This window comes from Bradyrhizobium sp. DOA1, from assembly GCF_001593325.1.
Taxonomy (GTDB): Bacteria; Pseudomonadota; Alphaproteobacteria; order Rhizobiales; family Xanthobacteraceae; genus Bradyrhizobium.
Genome location: NZ_JXJM01000001.1, coordinates 2,698,783 through 2,718,237, shown reverse-complemented (window position 1 = coordinate 2,718,237; position 19,455 = coordinate 2,698,783). Strand labels below are relative to the sequence as shown.

Genomic DNA, 19,455 nt, shown 5'->3' with positions numbered 1-19,455 from the left:
GCGACGGCAGGACGCCCCCATCGCGCGCGGCGCAGTCTGGCGCAACAGCTCGCCGGTAACGACGACGCCGGACGACAGCAACAGCGTCGCGATGGTCGCGATCAGCACGATCGGAAGTTTCTTCGGATAGGCCGGCGTGTTGGAGACGATGGCGCGCGAGATGATGCGACCGTCGGTCGGCGCGGTGTCGATGGTCTCGCGGGTATTGGCCTCGCGGTACTTGGCAAGATAAGTCTCCAGCAGGTCGCGCTGCGCCTTGGCCTCGCGCTCGAGCGCGCGGAGCTGCACGTCCTGCCCGTTGGTCGAGGCCGCCTGCTTCTTGAGCTGATCGAGGCTCGTCGTCAGACCGTCGACCCGGCTGCTGGCGATGCGCGCGTCGCTTTCGAGCGTGCGCGAAATCTTGGCGGCTTCGTCGCGGATCTGATTGTCGAGATCGCCGAGCTGCGCCTTCAGTTCCTTGATGCGCGGGTGATTGCCGAGCAGCGTGGAGGATTGCTCGGCAAGCTGGGCGCGCAGCGTGACGCGCTGCTCCGACAGCCGCCGCATCAACTCGGAGTTCACGACTTCCGACGCCTCGATCGGCTTGCCGCTCTGGAGCATTTCGCGGATCAGCTTCGCCTTGGATTCCGCGTCGGCCTTGATCGAACGCGCATTGTTGAGCTGGGTGTTGATCTCGCCCATCTGCTGGTTCGACAGCGTGGTGTTGTTGGTGCCGACGAACAGGCTGGACTTGGAGCGGAAGTCCTCGACCCGCGCCTCGGCGTCGGAGACCTTCTTGCGGAGGTCCTCGATCTCGCCGGCCAGCCACTGGCTGGCGTTCTTGGCTTGCTCCTGGCGCGCGCTCTGCTGGAGCACGAGGTAACCCTCGGCGATCGAGTTGGCGACACGCGCGGCAAGCTCGGGATCGGCGGACTGGAAGTCGACCACGATCACGCGCGACTTGTCGACGGCGTAGGCCTGTAGGCGCTCGTAATAGGCGTCCAGCACCCGCTCTTCCGGCGTCATCGAGAACGGATCGCGGCCGATGCCGATCATCGCCGCGAGCGATTTCAGGGGCGAGATGCCCTGCAGCACGGGATCGAATTCGGGCGTTTCGGCAAGCTTGTTCTTCTTGATGATCTCGCGCGCGAGATCGCGCGACAGCACGAGTTGCACCTGGCTGGTGACGGCCTCGGCGTCGAGCGCCTGGCGCTCCTCGGTGCGGTCGCTGTTCGGGCGCAGGAAGACGTTCTCGCGGCCGTCGATCAGGATACGGGCTTCGGATTTGTAGCGTGGCGTGACGAGGTTCACGATGGCAATCGAGGTGACGAGCACCAGCACCGTCGGCACGATGATCCAGCTGCGCTTGCGCGCCAATGCCGCGCCAAGCGCATGCAGGTCGATGTCGCCGGATTCGATTTGCGCCTGCTTCGTGACGACGGGCTTCGCTTCGATCTTGGCTTCGATCTTGCTGTCGATCTTGGGCGCAGCTTCGGCTCTGGATTTCGAGACGGCCCGCTCGATCACAGCCTTGTCCTTGCTGGCACGCCAGAACGCTAAACGCATCGAACACTCCCGCAGGGCAACGCTGCGACTCTACCTCAACCGCGGCGATTACACTCCATTAAGGTTGCCGCTGGGTTAATCGCGCCGTTCCGCCATCCGCGCGCACGCGCTCGTCACCGTTTGTTAACCACGAGGCCCCTTAATCCGTCTCGATTATTCGCAAGATTGTTCGTGTTCGCCGTCGAGCGCTGGTTTTGATCATGCCCCCCTCTCCCGACCGGCCGCTCCGAATCCTGCACGCCGTGCGCGCACCCGTCGGCGGAATCTTTCGCCACATCCTCGACGTTGCCAATGGCCAGGTCGATCGCGGCCATCACGTCGGCATCCTCGCCGACAGCCTCACCGGCGGCGAGCGCGCCGACAAGGCGCTGGCCGAGCTCGCACCGCGGCTGAAGCTCGGCGTGCACCGCCTCGCGATCCGCCGCGAACCCTCGCCCGACGACGTCATGGTGTGGCTCCGCATGCGGCGGCTGATCGCCGCACTCAAGCCCGACGTCATGCACGGCCACGGCGCCAAGGCGGGTGCCTTCATCCGCATGCGGCGGCGCTCTGACGACACCATCCGCATCTACACCCCGCATGGCGGCTCGCTGCATTATCCCCTCAACACCTTCAAGGGCGAATTTTACGCGCGGCTCGAGCGCACGCTGATGGATGCGACCGACCTGTTCCTGTTCGAAAGCGCGTTTGCCCGCGACACCTATCAACGCATCGTCGGCACGCCCAAGGGCGTCGTGCATTGCGTCTTCAACGGCGTCACGCCGGAAGAGTTCGAGCCGGTCGTGCTCGCCGACGATGCCACCGATCTCGCTTATGTCGGCGAGTTCAGGCACATCAAGGGCGCGGATCTCCTGGTCGACGCCGTGGCGCGCCTGCACGAAGGCGGCAAGAAGGTTACGTTGACGCTCGGCGGCGACGGCGAGGAAACGGCGGCGCTGAAGGCGCAAGTCGAGCGACTCGGCCTGTCCGGCGCGATCCGCTTCATCGGCCACGTCAAGGCGCGCTACGGCTTCTCCCAGGGGCGGCTGCTGGTCGTTCCCTCGCGCGGCGATTCCATGCCCTATGTCGTGATCGAGGCGGGCGCCGCCGGCATTCCCATGATCGCGTCCCGCATCGGCGGCATCCCCGAGATCTTCGGCTCCGACAGCCCCGCTTTGTTCGCACCCAGCAACCCCGAGGCCATGGCGGAGGCGATCGCGGCTGCACTCGACAATCCCGAGGCTACAGCGCAACGCGCCGTCTCCTTGCGCGAGCGCATCTCCGCGCATTTCTCGCAATCCGCCATGGTCGACGGCGTGATCGCCGGCTACCGCGACGCATTTGCCAATCATTAACCATCCTTAAGGCCGCTTTAGAGAATCTTCCGATTTGTTCGATAATCGACGTGCCAGGGGATGCTTGCCCGGGGCGCGTCAGGCCGTGCCGCGGGCTTTGGAATGGACGTGGACGCCCGTGGAACCGCTCAACGCACGCTCGATGCTCGATGCCGCGACCAGCGGCTCGGCGAAGCCCGCCGACCAACCCTTTGTCGAGCGCCGCCGCCGGCTATCGCCTGCAGCGCTCGAAGTCGTCAATCAGAAGGTGGCCCGCGCCTATTCGCCGATCGTAATCGCCGGCTTGGTGCGCCTCGCTGATTTCGTGCTGCTCAGCCTCGTCGGCATTGCGGTTTATCTCGGCTATGTCATGCCGCTCGCAGGCGCCTTCAGCTGGGTCTATCCCGCCGAGGTCGTCGCCGTCGCGATCGCCGCCGTGGTCTGCTTCCAGGCCGCCGACGTCTACCAGGTGCAGATGTTCCGCGGGCAGCTGCGGCAGATGACGCGGATGATCTCGTCCTGGTCGTTCGTCTTCCTGTTGTTCATTGGCATTTCGTTCTTTGCCAAGTTCGGCAGCGAAGTGTCGCGTTTCTGGCTTGCCGCGTTCTATTTCCTCGGACTCGGCGCGTTGATGGCCGAGCGTCTCGTCCTGCGCTCGTTGGTGCGCGGCTGGGCGCGCGCAGGCCGGCTCGACCGCCGCACCATCATCGTCGGTTCCGACAGCAACGGCGAGCAGCTGGTCGAGGCGCTGAAGGCGCAGGAGGATTCCGACATCCACGTGCTCGGCGTGTTCGACGACCGCAACGACAGCCGCGCGCTCGACACCTGCGCCGGCGCACGCAAGCTCGGCAAGGTCGATGACATCGTCGAGTTCGCCCGCCGCACCCGCGTCGATCTCGTGCTGTTCGCGCTGCCGATCTCGGCGGAGACACGCATCCTGGAGATGCTGAAGAAGCTCTGGGTGCTGCCGGTCGACATTCGCCTCTCCGCGCATACCAACAAGCTGCGCTTCCGCCCCCGCTCCTATTCCTATCTCGGCGAGGTGCCGACGCTGGACGTGTTCGAGGCACCGATTACCGATTGGGATCTGGTGATGAAATGGCTGTTCGACCGCGTCGTCGGCAGCCTCGCGCTGCTCGCCGCGCTGCCGGTGATGGGGCTGGTGGCGCTGGCAGTGAAGCTCGACAGCCCGGGTCCGGTGCTATTCCGCCAGAAGCGCTTCGGCTTCAACAACGAACGCATCGACGTCTACAAGTTCCGCTCGATGTACCACCATCAGGCCGATCCGACCGCCGCCAAGGTCGTGACCAAGAACGATCCGCGCGTCACCCGCGTCGGCCGCTTCATCCGCAAGACCAGTCTGGACGAGCTGCCGCAGCTCTTCAACGTGGTCTTCTCAGGCAATCTCTCGCTGGTCGGCCCGCGTCCGCATGCGGTGCAGGGCAAGCTCCAGAGCCGCCTGTTCGACGAGGCCGTCGACGGCTATTTCGCCCGCCACCGCGTCAAGCCCGGCATCACCGGCTGGGCCCAGATCAACGGCTGGCGCGGCGAGATCGACAATGAAGAGAAGATCCAGAAGCGCGTCGAGTTCGACCTCTATTACATCGAGAACTGGTCGGTGCTGTTCGACCTCTACATTCTCCTGAAGACGCCGATCTCGCTGCTGACCAAAAACGAGAACGCGTATTGAGTTGAGTTTCTCCGTCATGCCCCGCGCAGGCGGGGCATCCAGTACGCCGCAGCGCCGGCCGTTTCACCAATGCGCGCCGCAGAGTACTGGATCGACCGGTCAAGCCGGGCGATGACAGCTGTGTTTGTGGCGTAAGACTAGCGTGAGCGTGCGATGACGTATGCGGCGACAGCCGGTGGAGTGAACGTAGCCGCACCGGCTGCGCCCGGCGTGCTGGCGTTGCAGCGCGCGATGGTGTGGCTGGTCGGCGCCTCCGGCGCGATCGTGTTCATCGAGCCGAGCCCCTACGAGATCGCGACGCTGCTTGCCACCGTCGTCTTCTTCGCCACCGGCCTGCGGCTGAAGCTCGTGCTGATGCCGCTGGTGCTGCTGCTGGTCCTGCTCAATGTCGGCTACACGATCAGCGCGATTCCGCTGTTCGATAAGTCCGAGGTCGTGAGCTGGATCGCGACCTCCTGGTACATGGCGGTGGCAGTGGTGTTCTTCGCGATGGTCATCTCGGAGGACACGACAGCCCGGCTCGACATGCTGCGGCGAGGCCTCCTGGTCGGCGCGATGATCGCTTCTCTTCTGGCGATCGCCGGCTACTTCCATCTCGTCCCCGGCGGAAGCGACCTCCTGACCCTCTACGGCCGCGCGCGCGGCACGTTCAAGGACCCCAACGTGCTCGGCGCCTTCCTGATCCTGCCGGCGCTGTTCGCGCTTCAGAGCGTGGTCTCGGACAAGTTCGGCAAGGCGTTCCGCAATGTGGTCGCCTTCGGCATCATGGCGCTGGCGATCCTTCTCGCCTTCTCCCGCGCCGCCTGGGGCGGGCTGGTGCTGACCTCCGCCTTCATGCTGGCGCTGATGGTGCTGACCAGCCGCACCAACACGCAGCGTTTGCGCATCATCATCATGGCAATCGTCGCGGCGGTGCTGGGCCTCGCGCTGATCGCGGTGCTGCTGTCATTCGATGCCACCGCCGAGATGTTCAAGCAGCGTGCGAGCTTCGACCAGAGCTACGACGAGGGCCGCTTCGGCCGGTTCGGCCGGCACATCCTCGGTGCGGAGATGGCGCTCGACCTGCCGTTCGGCATCGGCCCGCTGCAATTCCACCGCTTCTTCCCCGAGGACACCCACAACTCCTACCTCAACGCCTTCATGTCCGGCGGCTGGCTCTCGGGCGTGTGCTATCCCGCGCTGGTCTTCACCACCGTCATCATGGGCTTCAGGCACATCTTCATCCCCGTGCCCTGGCAACGAGCTTACCTCGCCGTGTTCTCGGCCTTCCTCGGCACCGTCGGCGAGAGCTTCGTGATCGACACCGACCACTGGCGGCACTTCTGGATGATGCTCGGCGCGATGTGGGGCATGATCGCGGCCGCGCAGATTCACCGGACTAGCGAGGACGCTTCTTCAGCTTGAGATCGGGGCGTTTCTCCGGCGGCGTATCGAGCAGACGCTTGAGCGCCTCGGTCGCCGCCAGCACGCCCTTGTAGCCCTCGTTGGCGAAACGCAGCAGCAGGCGCAACTCCTCGTCCGAATAGCCGCTGCAAACCTTCTCCATGGCTTGCTGCATGGGCACGTAGAACTGGGTGAGCTTTGCCATCGCATCGGGCACGACGGCGATGAAGACCTTGCGACGGTCCTTCTCGTCGCGCTCGCGGCGTACCAGCCCGGCCTTTTCCAGCCGATCAACGACGCCGGTGATGGCCCCCGTCGTGAGGCCCGTGACCTCGGCGAGCCTTCCAGCGGTGACGCGTCCCTCGAGATAGAGGATGTCCATGCATTCGAGATCGGAATTGGCAATTCCGGCAACGTTCGCAACGGTCTGGCCGTAGAGCACACCCTGCGCGGACGACCTGCGCATGGCCTCCTCGAGCTCTTGCAACAGCGCCGCACGCACCTTCGTCCTTGACAAGGCCGACCTCTTCTCTTATCCGATGTATATCTTAGTCACTAAGATATTTAGCGACCGTAATTTCTCCTAGCACCACGGAAACGTCTGGAGCAAGCCATGTCCATCCGCCCGCGAAAGGCCCTGATCATCGGCGCCGGCATCGCCGGGCCCGTCGCCGCGATCCTGCTGCGCCGCGCCGGCATCGAATCTTCGATCTATGAGGCCTGGCCCTGTTCCGAGGGCATTGGTGGCGGCCTTCAGATCGCGCCGAACGGCATGCACGTGATGGATGAGATCGGCCTTGCGCAGGAGCTGGTCAGCCGCGGCTCGGTCGCGGACGCCTTCGACTTCTATTCGCAAGGCGGCAAGAAGCTGGGCTCGATCAACCGCGACATGGCGCGGCGCTTCGGCCAGCCGGCCGTCAACATCTCGCGCGCCGCGCTGAACGAGATCCTGATCGACAAGGCCTGGTGCGCCTGCGTCTCGCTCTATTTCGAGAAGCGCCTGATCAAGGTCGAGGACCGCGGCGACCAGCCGATCATCGCCTATTTCGCCGACGGCACCACGGCCGAAGGCGACTTCCTGATCGGCGCCGACGGCGTCCACTCTGTCGTGCGCCGCCAGGTGATCCCGGATGGCCCGCAACCGTTCGACACCGGCCTGATCGGCTTCGGCGGCTTCGTGCCGCACGCCGTGCTCGACGGCAGGCCGATCGGCCGGCACGTCGAGACCACGTTCGGACAGAGCGGCTTCTTCGGCTACGGCCATTGCAGCCCCGATCCCAACGACGGCGTAATGTGGTGGAGCACGCAGCCCGCGCACGGCATGGATGCCGCGAAGTTTCGCGCGCTCGATTACGCCACGCTGAAGCAGCATCTGCGCGACTTCCACCGCGGCTGGCACGATCCGATTGCCGCCGTCATCGAAGCGGCCGAGAACATCGTCGTCACCGATACGCTCGATGTCGCGACCCTGCCGACCTGGTCGCGCAAGCGCTCGCTCCTGATCGGCGATGCCGCGCACGCGACCAGCCCTCATGCCGGCCAGGGCGCTTCGCTCGCGCTCGAAGATGCGATGCGTCTCGCGCGCCTGATGCAGGACGGGCAAGAGCTCGGCGCCACCTTCCAGGCCTTCGAGGCCGAGCGCCGCCCGCGCACCGAGAAGATCATCGCCATGGCCCGCCGCAACGGCAACAGCAAGCGCGAGTTCAGCGCCACCGGCGCATGGGTTCGCAATCAGATGATGAAATGGCTGCTGCCGCTCGGCGCCAGAGGCATGGATTTCATGTACGCGTACAACGCGCGAGTGGCTTAACGGCACGAATGCCGTAGGGTGGGCAAAGCACAGCGTGCCCACCATCTCTCTCCAACCGGGATAATGGTGGGCACGGCGCGTTGCGCCTTTGCCCACCCTACGAGAGTCGACCTAGCTCTCCACCCTGAACGTCAGTCCCGCATTGTCCTGCAGCCGCTTGATCAGCTTGTGCTGCATCGCTGCACCCGGGGTCCAGAAACCGGCTGGAACGTCGGCGGCATCGCGCAGCAGGCAGATCGCGCATTCCGAGATCATCTTCGAGGTCGAGCCGTAGCCGGGATCGCGGTCGCCGGTGACGCCAGCGCGGACCTGGCGACCGTCGGGCGCGATCGCGACATAGAGCAGATTGAACAGGCCGTTCTCGCGCTCTTCCTTCGAGGGTCCCTCGCCTGGCTTCGGCGCGTTCGGGCCGGTCTTCTCGGCATTGGCGGCCATCACGCGTTTGGCGTTGGCCTCGCCCTTCTCGCCGGGGCCGGTCAGAACCATCTCGTCGTAGACGAATTCGCGGCCGTAGGGAAAGCCCATCAGCATGTTGGAGCGATGGACGTTGCGGGTGTTGATCAGCGCCATCATGAACGGCGCGGCCCAGGATTGCAGGTCTTCCTCGTAAGCCGCCCTGTTGCCCTTCGGCTGCTTCGGGCCGGTGAAGCCGGGTGTCAGCGCGAAATGGTCGTTGAGAATGGCGACGAGGCTAAGGTCCTTGGCGACCCCATCGAAGGTCGCTTTCGCGCTCGCGGCGGTGCCACCCGAAAGCGTACCGCGCATGTCGCGCACGCGGCCCTTCACGCGCGGCGCCGGCGCGCCGAACACGCGCCTCGCCTCTTCCTGCACGAAGAAGGTGCCGAGCTCGAACGGCACGGAATCATAGCCGCACGAAAACACGATGCGTGCGCCGCTCGCCTTGGCCGCCGGCTCGTATTTGTCGATCATCTGCCGCATCCAGACCGGCTCGCCGCAGAGATCGAAATAGTCGGTGCCGCTGGCCACGCAGCCCGCGAGCAGATCCTCGCCGTAGAATTGATACGGACCGACCGTCGTGATCACCGATCTGGTCTGCGCCACCATCGCCTTCAGCGACGCCGCATCCGACGCGTCGGCCACGATCAGCGGCGTCTCCGCGGGCGCGCCGATGGCGTCACGCACCGATTTCAGCTTGTCGAGGCTGCGGCCCGCCATCGCCCATTTCAGCGTCGTGTCGCCCTTGTAATGCGCCGCCAGATATTCGGCGACGAGCTGACCGGTGAAACCGGTCGCGCCATAGACGACGATGTCGAATTTCGCAGAGCTCATGATCGGCCTTTACTTCTTCGCGTAGCTCACGCCCATGCCGGCACGGACGTCGCTTTGAATACCATAGGGCGGGATCGGATAACGCAGGCCGTTCTTGGCCAGCGCCTTCATGCCCTCGATCGCCTTGGCGAGATGCGACGGCTTCAGGGCCATCAGCATCTCCTCGTCCGGCACGCCGCCATAGCGCCGTTCGGCATAGCATGGCAAGGACAGGCTGGGCTCGCCGCTCCTGAGCGCACGCCCCCAGGAATCCGCGCAAGCGGTCTCGCCGACGACGCCCCATTCGAACTTCTTGTAGCCGGTATATTGCAGCCCGTTGATCAGGATGATCATCTGCCCGGGCGTTGCGTAGACGAGGCAGATGTCGGGCGGATCGAGCCGGCCGCTTGCGAGCGGACTGACGGCGAGCGCCTGATACTGCCCGAACGGCACCACGTCCAGCGCCTCCTGGCGCTTGCGTGCGTCTTCCGCCGTGCCGTGCCACACGCCGACATAGTTTTCGCCGGCGAGCCATTTGTCGTCCTGCGGCGCAAGCCCGATCACCGCGCGGCACTGCGCGCCTACGAGATCATCGGCCGTGATGCCGACGGTCCATCCCAGACGCGCGGCCATGCTGACGATCTGGTCGGTGGTGTGGATCGCATTCGGCCGCCGGATTTTCGGGATCGCCTCCATCTCCGCGGCACGCGCGAACAGCTTCATGCCGATCACTGTGGTCTTCAGCCGCAACAGATTGTTGAGATCGGCGACGAGGCCGGCAAGATCAATCCTGTCTGCGCTTGTCTCCTGCATGGCGTTCCTCCCGGCCGGCGATCGCGCGCCGCATTCTTGCTTTTCAGCCTTCGTTTTAGTCCTTGCCCGGTCCAGGAAGCAACTCGTCGGTCCTGCCCATCAGGCGGTATGCCACGAGACCGATCCACTCGCGCACCGCGATGTCGGTTCGACGAAGGCCGTCTGCCCCCGAATTGGTGAAGGAGAAGAGATCGTCCCGGCCGCCCATGCGCCAATCCACGGGATAGGCTTCGACGTCAAAGCCGGCCTTGCGGAAAATTCCCATCGAGCGCGGCATGTGAAAGGCCGAGGTGACGAGGAGCCAGCGCTCGCCCGGCTTGGGCGACACGAGTTGCTTGGTGAAGATCGCATTCTCCCAGGTGTTGCGCGAGTTGCGCTCGAGGATCAGGCGCTCCTTGGGGATGCCGATATTCTCCAGCACCGGCGCGGAATAATCGGCTTCCCTCGCCTCCGTGGAGACCAGGTTCGAATTGCCACCGGTGAAGACGATACGTGCATTTGGATAGCGGCGGGCAAGCTCGGCCGGCGCGAACAGACGATCCGCGGCGTGCGCGACGACAGGCGTGCCATGCGCCGCCGACAGGTCGGTGTCGACGGAGCCGCCGAGCACGATGATGCCGTCGGGCGCACCGCGCGAGGGATCCCAAGGCGCAAAGCGCGATTCCAGCGGATAGAGCAACAGACTGCCGAGCGGCGAGAACGCGGCGAGCGCCAGCACGACCAGCGTGATCACCGCAAGCTTGCGGCCGAAGGCGGCAAAGCGCGTCGCCATCAGCACGACGGACAGGATTCCAAGCTCGACCAGCAGATTGATCGGCAGCAGCGCGACTCCGATGGTCTTGGAAAGAGCGAAAAACAGGGGAGCCTCGCTGGAATAATCGTGCCGGCCATGCGCGGGCTTGACCGGCCCGGCCTTGTTCGGAAATCTTCTTGGAAGAGGATCGAGCGCCGGGTCAAGCCCGGGACCGGTCAAACCAACCGGACGCGGCAAATGACCCATCATCACCTGCATTCCAGCCCCGAAACCTGTCATTGGGGCTTCTTCGAAGCCGCGCTCAAGCCCGTCCTGACCGTCGCGAGCGGCGACGAGGTGACCATCGACACCATCAGCGGCGGTCCGGACATGCTGCCCGACCGTGACAAGTTTCACATTCCGCCGGAGATGTACGAGGTTCACGCCAGGAGCGAGCGCATGCTGCCCGGCCACATCCTGACCGGTCCGATTGCGGTCGACGGCGCCGAGCCGGGCGACGTGCTCGCGGTCGAGATCCTCGACGTTCAGCTCCGGCAGGATTGGGGCTGGAACATGATCAAGCCGCTGTCCGGCACCCTGCCCGACGATTTCCACGAGACGCGTATCCTGAACATCCCGCTTGATCAGAAGCGCATGGTCGGCCGCATGCCTTGGGGCCTCGACCTGCCCCTCAAGCCGTTCTTCGGCGTGATGGGCGTGTCGCCGCCCCCGAGCTGGGGCCGCATCTCCTCGCTGATCCCGCGCGCGATGGGCGGCAATCTCGACAACAAGGAGCTAGGCGCGGGTGCGACGCTGTATCTGCCGGTGTTCGTTCCAGGCGCGCTGTTCTCCTGCGGCGACGGCCACGGCGTGCAGGGCGACGGCGAAGTCTGCGTCACTGCGATCGAGACTGCGCTTCGGGGCCGCTTCCGCCTGACGCTGCACAAGGACCTCAAGTTCGACTATCCCCGCGCCGAGACGGCGACGCACTACATGACCATGGCGATGGATCCCGACCTCGATCAATGCGTGGTCCGCGCGCTGCGCGACATGATCACGCTTATCGGCGAGCGGCGAAACCTGTCGCGCGAGGACGCCTACACGTTGTGCAGCCTGGCCGCCGATCTCAGGGTGACCCAGACCGTCAACGGCGCCAAAGGCATCCATTGCATGATCGAAAAGGCGATCGTGCACGGCTGATCCGGCCAAGCCGTTCCCTGACCTGTCGACGAGAGACCGCCGCCGGCTATCCCGCGCGGCGCGCTTCGCCGTGCCGATTTCTCGTGCGATTCCAATGACCTGAGCGAGCAAATCAGTTCGTATTTGACTTCCACCCCTGAACCTAAATAGAGTCTTAATCGTTACTTTTATGTACCCGAGTATGAGGCTAGCGTTCGGGCCATGGCCACCGAAAAAGCCGAGACTGACCGTATTCCCGTAACCTTGGCGCTCTCGACCATCACCTATCTGGAGAAACTGGTGAGACAGGGCACCCACGGCACCAGCGTTCCCGGCGTCGCGCGTACCCTGATCGAGGAAGGAATCCGTCTCGCCATCAAGGACGGGCTCTTGTCGATCCGCGACAACGGCAGAACGTGAGCGCACGCCGGAGGTAAGGCGGACGGATCTCGGAAACGCGGATGGCCGACATCTGCAACCCTGGGACCGCTACACATGCCTGCTCTTTCCCCGACTTATTCACAGACTTCTGCACAAGCTTCTGCACAGACTTCTTCACCAACTTGGACTGACGAACGCATTGCGCTCCTGAGGCAACATTTCGAGGCTGGCCTCTCCTGCCGCGAGATCGCCGCTGATATCGGCGTCAGCCGCAATGCGGTCATCGGCAAGCTGTCCCGCTTGAACCTGACGCGAGGCCGGACGGTCGACGACCGCAAGACTCACGACCGGGGCCTGGCGCCGGGGCGCGCGCGGAGGGCCGTCCCGCGCCTGCAATACGAGATGCTCGCGACGATCTACGGCGAGAGCGACGCGCCGGTGGTGACGGGGTCGATCGACGAGACCAACCGCTGCTCGCTGCTGGAGCTCTCCGAGAACCGCTGCCGTTGGCCGATCTCATCGCCGGGCGAGGACGATTTCTGCTTCTGCGGCAATAACGCGCCCGATGGCCAGTCCTATTGCGTCGGCCACAGCCGCCTCGCCTATAGGCCAAACTCGCGCGTTCGCGCCATGCGCGGCTGAAGCACCACAGCAGAAACGAAAAACCTCCGGCGGGGCATCACCGGAGGTTTCTGGAGGCTTAGCGTGAAGCTAAGAGCCGCAACTTTCGTATTTGGCTGAGAGCTATATAGCTTAGTAACTCAGGTAAGTAAATAAGTTTGAGAGCGATCGAATCGCATGGCTCGTCTTCGTTGCTTGCGGGCCCGATGCTGCATCTCCGAAGGGCTCTCATCATGAAAAAGCCCCGGCGGTGTACCGCCGGGGCCTGCGTCATGTCCGGGAGAGACCGAGCTTACCAGTTGCGCTGGGCGCGCAGCAGCAGGCTGTAGGTGTCCTGGTCCTTCAGCTCATAAGTCGCCGCCGGCTTGGCGACGGCGGTCTGCGCGCCGGGCGTGATCGTGCCCGAATACTTCTGGTCGAGATGGCTGTAGGTGAAGTCGGCCGAGAAGGTCAGGTTCTTCACCGGCGTCCAGCGGGTGATGACACCGACCTGGCCGATGTTGAAGTCCGGGTTGCAGGTGCCCGTCAGGGTCGCGAACGCGGCGCTGCCGCAGATCAGGCCCTTCGCCGTGCCGCTGTAGTTGACCGCGGCCCACGCGCCGTAGAGCGCGGTGTTCCAATACGGGCTCCAGTTGTGGGTGAAGGCGCCGCGGAAGCCGTAGGTCTTGGTCAGCTCGAGCTGGCCGCCCGGACCGAACACCGCGTCGGACACGCCGGCGAAGCCGATGCTCTGATAGGCCGCGTTCGAGCTGCCGAACATCGAGTAGCTGGTCGCGGCAAGCTCCTGGAAGTTGTAGCGGCTCGCGCCCTCGGTGTAGACGCCCGAGATGTTGATCACGTCGCCTGCGCCGGTCGGGATATTCTTGATGCCCAACGCGAGCTGGACGGCCCAGCCCCATTTGTCTTCCGGATGACCGGTCGTTTCGGTTGCGCCGTAATAGCCGACATGGTTCTCGTGCGCAGCCACCGACGCCTGGAACAGGCCCCAGGCCTGGTCGACGCGGACCATCGCGACCAGATCGGGCGAGCGGCTGCCGGCGAGATCGTTCGAACCGTAGGCACCGCCAAGGACGCCGGTGGTGGTCATGCCCGCAGTGTTCCAGATGTTGGTCTGGAAGACCTGGGTCTGATCCTGGGCCGAGAACGCGGCCGTGATGCCCTGCCCGAAATCGGCGGTGTAGGTGAACTGCGCGACGCCATTGGTGGTGCCGCTGCCGCCGACCAGCTGGTCGAAGTTGTTGCCGGGATAGTTGATCCAGGGTGCGTCGAACTGCGAGACCGATTTACCGATGGTGAAGCCGGCGAACTGGATGAAGGCGTAGTAGACGCCGAGCGAGCCGCCGGAGATGGAGCCGTCGGTGCCGTTGACCGCGCCGCCGCTGGAGCCGACGAGCCCGGTGCCGGCGGCGTTGAGGCCGAGGGTACCGCTGTACTGGGTACCGCCCGTGCCCGAGCCGGTGCCGACATAGTTGCCGGTCGTCCAGGTGAAGACCGCATCGAAATAGGTGCGGACCACGCCGTACTCGGTCGCGGTGCGCGTGTCGATGTTGAGATCTTCACGAGCGCGCATCGAGTAATAGTTGGTCAGGCGGTTGTTCGCCGCAAAGACTCCGTTGTACTGGGCGCTGTAATTGCCGCCGGCGTTGAGCGCCACTTCGGCACGCAGATAGCCGCCCAGCTTGATGCAGGTGTCGCTGCCCGGGATGTAGTAGAAGCCCGCACCGTAGAGCGAGCAGATCTTGACGTATTCGACCGCCTTGGCCTTCACCGGAAGATCGGCCGCCTGGGCTCCACCCACGGCGATCAGACCCGCCGCAGTGCCGAGCAAAAGGCTCTTCACCACTTTCATTTAAAACCTCCAAGTTGCTCATTTTTCGGAGACCGGACCGTGAGGCCCCCCAGATCCCCGTCTCTTCAAATCCGCTCGGCCGCTGTGCGCTTCCGGACACACCCGCTTGAACGCGAGGGACGAGAGCGAACCACCTGCAACGGGACGATCGAGTACCCCCCACCGTCACGGACCAATATGCCTGCGCCATTCCGTTAATCAAAATAGTTTATCAACTCAGCTTTGTGGTTTCGATAAACCTGTGCCTCGCGCGCAACACCGAAGGCGAGCCGACTGCTGAGCTGATCATCTTTGTAATTTTAGTGACAAAATAACGCAGCTCTGCACTTGCGTCAGAGCAGGCTTGCGTGGACTATGGCCTTCTACGAAGTTCGGCCCGAAAAATCAGTTCACGGGAGTGACGCTGTGTCCGCAACGAGGAAAGAGGGTGCGCGCCTGCGCTCGATCGGCAATCTGGATGTCATCAGGCGATTCACCTGGGAGATCTCGTCGATCAACATGTATCTGGAGGAGCTGCGTCAGTTCTGGGCGAGGACGCTCGGCATCAGCGGCCCGCAATGGCTGATCCTGATGGCCATCTCCGACCTCGACAAGGACGACGGCATTCCGGTCAACGTCGTCTCCAAGCTGCTGCACGTCGATCCGTCGTTCGTGACCACGCAGTCCAAGCTGCTCGAGAAGAAGGGCCTGCTGCGCCGCCGCCCCTCGCCGACCGACGCAAGGGTGGTCCGGCTGTCCCTGACCGAGAAGACGCAGAAGCACCTCGCCAGCCTCAACGACCAGTACAAGACCATCAAGGAGTTCGTCTTCCAGGAGTTCGACGAGCACGAGCTGACGGAATTCACCACCAAGCTCGCCACGTTGAAGACCCGCCTGGAAAAGGCCTGCGTCCGGCTTACGCTCGACTTCTGACGCGAGAGCGGAAGGCAGAGCGCCTAGATCCGCCCGGCGGCGCCGAGCCGCGACTCCAGCCAGTCGAAGATGTATTCGTTGGCAAGGCTCGGATTGTCCGCATGCGCCTGTGCCGCGCCGGTCTCCGCTGCGGTGAACACCTTCAGCATCACGTCCGAGCTTCCGAGCCTGGAGTTCTTGACCAGCTGACGCGCGCGGTCGGCCTTGAGCCAGCCGTCCTCGCCGAGCGTGATCAGCACCGGGCAGTCGGCGCTGGACGCCATCAGCGGGGCCTGCGGCACCGGCACGATACTGACGTCGCTCATGGCGAACCGGCTGGCGAAGAAGGCCCGCTCGTGCAGGTCCCACAGTCCGCCGTCGCAGACGGCGGCGGCGAGCCGCGGCTCCTGCAGCACCGCGCGTGCCACGAAGGACGAGCCCCAGCCGTCCGCGACGATCGCGACGCGGTCGAAATCGACGTCGCTGCGCATCTCCAGATAGTCCATAACGCATGGGATCGCACTCTCGAGATCCCGCCGCCGCAACAGTACGTCGAGATGGTCGTCGCGCTGGTCGCCGAACAAGTCGAGCGCCAGCAAGGAGAAGCCGCGCTCGCGCGCATGCGGCGCGAGCTTGAACAGGAATTCCTCCTTGCGATGGCCGGGCTCGCCGATGCAGATCACGGTCGGGGCCCTCCCGCGCCGCGCCGCCGGCAGGAAGTAGCCCTGCAGCGCGTGTCCGTCGAGCCAGGGGATGGTCACGACATCGCCGGCCGGGCTGCGTGCGGAGAGATAGCGGCGGGCGCATTCCTGCATCGCGAGCACAGCGACCCAGCGGCGCTCGTCGGACGGATCGAGCGGCATCGCCGCGGCACCATAATAGTTCATCGCGCGCAGCCAGTTGCGCTGGGCCGTTGCCATGTGGCCCTCGGCAAAGGCGGCCTCGGCGCGATGGCGATTGGCCTGCGCCAGCTTCTTCCACTCGCGATGCCAGGATTGGTCGTCGCCCCGCTTCAACTGCCGCGCGATCATCAGGCATTCGGCGATGGTGGCGCCGCCCTCCTGCGCCGCGGTGAGGAGCCGCGTGAATTCAGCGGAGATGTCCTCTCGCTCCGGGCAAAGGGTCCAGTCGTCGGAGAGGCATGCGGGTATCATCGAAGCTACGCTCTATCGTCGCGTTACCCCTGCTTGACTAGACCATTTGGGTTCATCAACCAAGCTGGCGTGCGTCAAATGAGACCCGTTCAAGATCACCATCGCTTGAACGTAGCGACGCCTCGCATGCGTGACATTCCAATTCGGCATGAGGTGCCGAACATTGGCAAGAGGTGGCACGCGATATTGTCGCCACACCTCTTGCCATGACGGTGATCATACTTACATCCGCGCACTGCTCAGCCGAGCCGCCAGCCGACCTCCTGCGTAAAACTTTCGTAGAAGGCGCGGTCGTAGGCCTGCTCCGGCGTGGCGCGCACGCGCTCGTCGAGTAGCCTGGCGTCATCGCCGACGAGAATCCGCCAACGCTCCGCCTTGACCCCGTCGAGGATGATCTTGGCGGCCTGTGCCGCCGACGTGGGCGCGTCCTCGAGGAAGCTGCGGGCGCGCTCGGCAAATGCCGCCTGGATGTCTTCGTCCGACATCTTGTCGGCATCCGGCACGCCGGCCGCGACCATGCGCCTGCGCGTCAGCGCGACCTCGTCGGCATTGAGCTTCTCCGACCCGTCGCCGCTCTGCACCTTGCGCGAATTGGAGACGATGGAGGTGCCGATATGGCCCGGCATCACCACCGAGCATTTGACGTGAGGCGCGTGCAGGCGGAGGTCGTTGATCAGCGCTTCCGTAAATCCCTTCACCGCGAACTTCGCCGAGCTGTAGGCGGTGTGCGCCTGGTTCATCCCGATCGAGGCCCAGAAGCCGTTGACGCTCGCCGTGTTGACGATGTGAGCCTCGTCGGCTGCGACTAGCATCGGCAGGAAGGTGCGCACGCCGAGATAGACGCCGCCCCAGCAGATGTTGAAGGTGCGCTCCCATTGCTCGCGCGTGTTGGTGAACAGGCTGCCGCCGCCGCCGATGCCGGCATTGTTGAACAACAGATGGATCCGGTCCGTCTTCTGCTGCTCGGCGAGTTCGTCGCGAAAACGCTTCAGGTGATCCTCGATCGCGACGTCGGCAACATGCGTCGTGACGCGCAGGCCCTGCGGCAACTTCTCGGCCTCGCACAGCCGCTTGGTCTCCGCCATCGCGGCTTCCGAGACGTCGCAAATCGCGACATTGCAGCCTTCGGCGACCAGCTGCCGCGCGAGCTCGCGCCCCATTCCCGTTCCGCCACCGGTGATGACCGCGATCTTTCCAGCAAAATCCTTCATGGGACTTCGGTCCCTCCCCTTGTCGGTATGTTTCTTCGGAGCTGCCCGCGCTGTGGGCACCATCGCAAAGTAGCAGCGCCGCATTGGCAGGTAAAAGCGCCTTGGCGCGATCATTCGACGTCGCTTATTTCGGGCCGCGGACTATCCCCGTACTTGCCTGGCGGTTGCGTGTCACAGGCTCTGGCACTCCGCTTGCATCCTTGTCGTGGTCAGAAACAACCGATGAGGTGACTGGAATGTTCGTGACCGTCGTTGCCGTGCTATGCCGGCTTAGTGCAGCCAGTTCAGGCAGTTGCGTCGAAGAAATCGTGACCGACAGCAACATGACGCCCGAAATGTCGATGATGCAATGTGCGATCGGCGCACAGGCCCCGCTTGCAAAATGGATGGGTGAGCATCCGATCTATCACGCCAATTGGCGCCTCGAGCGCTACAAATGCGTGCCGGGCCATTACGAGATCAAGGGCCACGCCTAAGGCCCGTAGAACTACGACGTCGAGGAAACGCCCGGAGGCGCCCGTCTCCCTCCGCATGGGCTTAGCGCCGGCCTCATTCTGCCGCTGCGCTCCCTGACAATGATCGCCTTTCCCTCAAGCCACCGCCCGCAAGATTACCGCACGCGCGCGCCGCCCTTCCGGCGTCGGCATCAGCGCGTAATTGTGCGGCTGATCGCGCAGCAGATGCAGCTCGACCGGCACGCCTACCGCCCTGGCTTTCTCGGCCAGATCGACGCTGTCCGGATACAGAAGATCGCGCGTCCCTGAGAAGATCGTCATCGGCGCGAGCGCGCGGAAGGCGCCGTTCAGCGGACTGACGAAGGGATGGCCAACGTCGAGCCCGCCGGCATAGAGTCGTCCCGCCTCGACGATCCCCGGAATATCCTGGATCGGATCGCGCGCGGCGATCGCCACCTGCTCCGGGCGGCTGACCGAGGCATCGGCCGCCGGCGAGATCAGCACCATCCGGCCGGGCTGCCGATGGCCGTGATCGCGCAGCCACTGGCACGCGGCGAGCGCAAGGCCCGCGCCGGCGGAATTTCCGACCACCGTAACCTTGGCGTCACCTGCATCTTCAAGCAGCATCCTGAGCAGCTCGGCCGTCGCCGGCACCACGTCCTTCGCGGTCGCGCGCGGCGCCATCGGATAGATGGGCACGACGCAACAGACGCGCGCCTTGCGCGTCATCTTCGCGATGAAGCGCCAATGCGCCGGAACGATCTCGTTGATGTAGCCGCCGCCATGCAGGAACATGACGTAATTGCAGCCCTCATGTCCCGAGGACGGCGCGGTGTAGTAGACGGGCCAGCCGCCCATCTTGGTGAGGATCACCTCGACGTCACGGCCGAGCCCCGTCGGCTCGAACGAGGCCGGCGCCAAGGCGAGCTTCTGCACGCGCGCCTGCACCGCCTCGGCCGATGCGAGCTGCTCCTTGTACGGCAGCTGTTGCAGCAAGAGGTTGAAGGCGCGGCTTTGCAGGCTCGGCGCGGGATCGCGGCTTCGCTGCACACAGAAGCTCGGGCAGAACTGCAACGCCGACACAAGTCTTGCAACGCTCATGGGTCCGTTCTCCGCCTGGCTCGGAAGTCATATGGCGATCAAGAGGCTTGCCGAAAG

Annotated in this window: 17 protein-coding genes and 1 pseudogene; 9 read left to right on the top strand and 9 right to left on the bottom strand. The window is 64.5% G+C overall.

From position 1 onward, the window contains the following. Nucleotides 1-1,545, bottom strand: a pseudogene (locus SE91_RS12905) (GumC family protein); the annotation flags it as partial. Between the two features lie 200 nt (nt 1,546-1,745). On the opposite strand from SE91_RS12905, the gene SE91_RS12900 reads away from it, so the two are divergent. The 3 genes from SE91_RS12900 to SE91_RS12890 all read left to right on the top strand — a co-directional run bounded on the left by SE91_RS12900 (nt 1,746) and on the right by SE91_RS12890 (nt 5,952). Beyond that, nucleotides 1,746-2,879, top strand: a complete 1,134-nt coding sequence (locus tag SE91_RS12900) for a glycosyltransferase family 4 protein (RefSeq protein ID WP_008547955.1) — start codon at nt 1,746-1,748, stop codon at nt 2,877-2,879. A 118-nt stretch (nt 2,880-2,997) separates the two neighbouring features. Continuing rightward, on the top strand, nt 2,998-4,548 hold the full coding sequence (locus SE91_RS12895; protein ID WP_061847855.1) for an undecaprenyl-phosphate glucose phosphotransferase: 1,551 nt from the start codon (nt 2,998-3,000) through the stop codon (nt 4,546-4,548). Nucleotides 4,549-4,701: 153 nt separating this feature from the next. Further along, a complete protein-coding gene (locus SE91_RS12890) occupies nt 4,702-5,952 on the top strand; it encodes an O-antigen ligase family protein (protein WP_061847854.1) in 1,251 nt (416 codons plus the stop codon). Here the strand turns inward: SE91_RS12890 and SE91_RS12885 are convergent. Continuing rightward, complete coding sequence (locus SE91_RS12885; protein WP_060737761.1) at nt 5,927-6,397, bottom strand: MarR family transcriptional regulator; 471 nt, start codon at nt 6,395-6,397, stop codon at nt 5,927-5,929. The genes SE91_RS12890 and SE91_RS12885 overlap by 26 nt on opposite strands. 147 nt (nt 6,398-6,544) lie before the next feature. Here SE91_RS12885 and SE91_RS12880 point away from each other — a divergent pair, with 147 nt between their 5' ends. Next, on the top strand, nt 6,545-7,741 hold the full coding sequence (locus SE91_RS12880) for an FAD-dependent monooxygenase (protein ID WP_061847853.1): 1,197 nt from the start codon (nt 6,545-6,547) through the stop codon (nt 7,739-7,741). Between the two features lie 111 nt (nt 7,742-7,852). On the opposite strand, the gene SE91_RS12875 is transcribed toward SE91_RS12880, so the two are convergent. From SE91_RS12875 to SE91_RS12865, 3 genes are read right to left on the bottom strand one after another with little or no spacing between them, the layout of a single operon-like run. After that, nucleotides 7,853-9,031, bottom strand: a complete 1,179-nt coding sequence (locus SE91_RS12875; protein ID WP_061847852.1) for a saccharopine dehydrogenase family protein — start codon at nt 9,029-9,031, stop codon at nt 7,853-7,855. 9 nt (nt 9,032-9,040) lie between these two features. Then, a complete protein-coding gene (locus SE91_RS12870; protein ID WP_008548035.1) occupies nt 9,041-9,823 on the bottom strand; it encodes a DUF169 domain-containing protein in 783 nt (260 codons plus the stop codon). A gap of 55 nt (nt 9,824-9,878) precedes the next feature. Beyond that, the gene (locus SE91_RS12865) at nt 9,879-10,646 is read right to left on the bottom strand and encodes a YdcF family protein (protein ID WP_060737762.1); all 768 of its coding nucleotides are present in this window, start codon (nt 10,644-10,646) and stop codon (nt 9,879-9,881) included. 168 nt (nt 10,647-10,814) lie between these two features. On the opposite strand from SE91_RS12865, the gene SE91_RS12860 reads away from it, so the two are divergent. From SE91_RS12860 to SE91_RS12850, 3 genes are all read left to right on the top strand, one after another. Next, on the top strand, nt 10,815-11,756 hold the full coding sequence (locus SE91_RS12860; RefSeq protein WP_060736239.1) for an acetamidase/formamidase family protein: 942 nt from the start codon (nt 10,815-10,817) through the stop codon (nt 11,754-11,756). A gap of 201 nt (nt 11,757-11,957) precedes the next feature. Next, on the top strand, nt 11,958-12,155 hold the full coding sequence (locus SE91_RS12855; RefSeq protein WP_007603456.1) for a hypothetical protein: 198 nt from the start codon (nt 11,958-11,960) through the stop codon (nt 12,153-12,155). A 75-nt stretch (nt 12,156-12,230) separates the two neighbouring features. Further along, entirely contained in the window at nt 12,231-12,758 is a 528-nt protein-coding gene (locus SE91_RS12850; protein ID WP_061847851.1) for a GcrA family cell cycle regulator, read from the top strand. A 271-nt stretch (nt 12,759-13,029) separates the two neighbouring features. On the opposite strand, the gene SE91_RS12845 is transcribed toward SE91_RS12850, so the two are convergent. After that, nucleotides 13,030-14,586: a porin gene (locus tag SE91_RS12845; RefSeq protein ID WP_060736241.1), complete on the bottom strand. Its 1,557-nt coding sequence runs from the start codon at nt 14,584-14,586 to the stop codon at nt 13,030-13,032. Nucleotides 14,587-14,991: 405 nt separating this feature from the next. Here SE91_RS12845 and SE91_RS12840 point away from each other — a divergent pair, with 405 nt between their 5' ends. Next, on the top strand, nt 14,992-15,498 hold the full coding sequence (locus tag SE91_RS12840; protein WP_008548086.1) for a MarR family winged helix-turn-helix transcriptional regulator: 507 nt from the start codon (nt 14,992-14,994) through the stop codon (nt 15,496-15,498). Between the two features lie 23 nt (nt 15,499-15,521). Here the strand turns inward: SE91_RS12840 and SE91_RS12835 are convergent, their stop codons facing one another. Further along, complete coding sequence (locus SE91_RS12835; protein WP_061847850.1) at nt 15,522-16,631, bottom strand: alpha/beta hydrolase family protein; 1,110 nt, start codon at nt 16,629-16,631, stop codon at nt 15,522-15,524. A gap of 239 nt (nt 16,632-16,870) precedes the next feature. Then, nucleotides 16,871-17,842 (bottom strand): SDR family NAD(P)-dependent oxidoreductase, encoded by a 972-nt coding sequence (locus SE91_RS12830; RefSeq protein ID WP_061847849.1) that lies wholly within the window; start codon nt 17,840-17,842, stop codon nt 16,871-16,873. 308 nt (nt 17,843-18,150) lie between these two features. Here SE91_RS12830 and SE91_RS12825 point away from each other — a divergent pair, with 308 nt between their 5' ends. Next, on the top strand, nt 18,151-18,318 hold the full coding sequence (locus SE91_RS12825) for a hypothetical protein (RefSeq protein WP_231088410.1): 168 nt from the start codon (nt 18,151-18,153) through the stop codon (nt 18,316-18,318). Between the two features lie 114 nt (nt 18,319-18,432). Here SE91_RS12825 and SE91_RS12820 read toward each other — a convergent pair whose 3' ends face one another. Continuing rightward, entirely contained in the window at nt 18,433-19,398 is a 966-nt protein-coding gene (locus SE91_RS12820) for an alpha/beta hydrolase fold domain-containing protein (protein WP_061847848.1), read from the bottom strand. Nucleotides 19,399-19,455 lie beyond the last annotated feature (57 nt).

Excerpts from the sequence above, each read along its gene's own strand:
- SE91_RS12855 (WP_007603456.1), top strand. The coding sequence starts at position 11,958 with ATGGCCACCGAAAAAGCCGAGACTGACCGTATTCCCGTAACCTTGGCG.
- SE91_RS12890 (WP_061847854.1), top strand. The coding sequence starts at position 4,702 with ATGACGTATGCGGCGACAGCCGGTGGAGTGAACGTAGCCGCACCGGCT.
- SE91_RS12830 (WP_061847849.1), bottom strand. The coding sequence starts at position 17,842 with ATGAAGGATTTTGCTGGAAAGATCGCGGTCATCACCGGTGGCGGAACG.
- SE91_RS12850 (WP_061847851.1), top strand. The coding sequence starts at position 12,231 with ATGCCTGCTCTTTCCCCGACTTATTCACAGACTTCTGCACAAGCTTCT.
- SE91_RS12900 (WP_008547955.1), top strand. The coding sequence starts at position 1,746 with ATGCCCCCCTCTCCCGACCGGCCGCTCCGAATCCTGCACGCCGTGCGC.
- SE91_RS12875 (WP_061847852.1), bottom strand. The coding sequence starts at position 9,031 with ATGAGCTCTGCGAAATTCGACATCGTCGTCTATGGCGCGACCGGTTTC.
- SE91_RS12860 (WP_060736239.1), top strand. The coding sequence starts at position 10,815 with ATGACCCATCATCACCTGCATTCCAGCCCCGAAACCTGTCATTGGGGC.
- SE91_RS12845 (WP_060736241.1), bottom strand. The coding sequence starts at position 14,586 with ATGAAAGTGGTGAAGAGCCTTTTGCTCGGCACTGCGGCGGGTCTGATC.
- SE91_RS12835 (WP_061847850.1), bottom strand. The coding sequence starts at position 16,631 with ATGATACCCGCATGCCTCTCCGACGACTGGACCCTTTGCCCGGAGCGA.
- SE91_RS12870 (WP_008548035.1), bottom strand. The coding sequence starts at position 9,823 with ATGCAGGAGACAAGCGCAGACAGGATTGATCTTGCCGGCCTCGTCGCC.
- SE91_RS12880 (WP_061847853.1), top strand. The coding sequence starts at position 6,545 with ATGTCCATCCGCCCGCGAAAGGCCCTGATCATCGGCGCCGGCATCGCC.
- SE91_RS12820 (WP_061847848.1), bottom strand. The coding sequence starts at position 19,398 with ATGAGCGTTGCAAGACTTGTGTCGGCGTTGCAGTTCTGCCCGAGCTTC.
- SE91_RS12885 (WP_060737761.1), bottom strand. The coding sequence starts at position 6,397 with ATGCGCAGGTCGTCCGCGCAGGGTGTGCTCTACGGCCAGACCGTTGCG.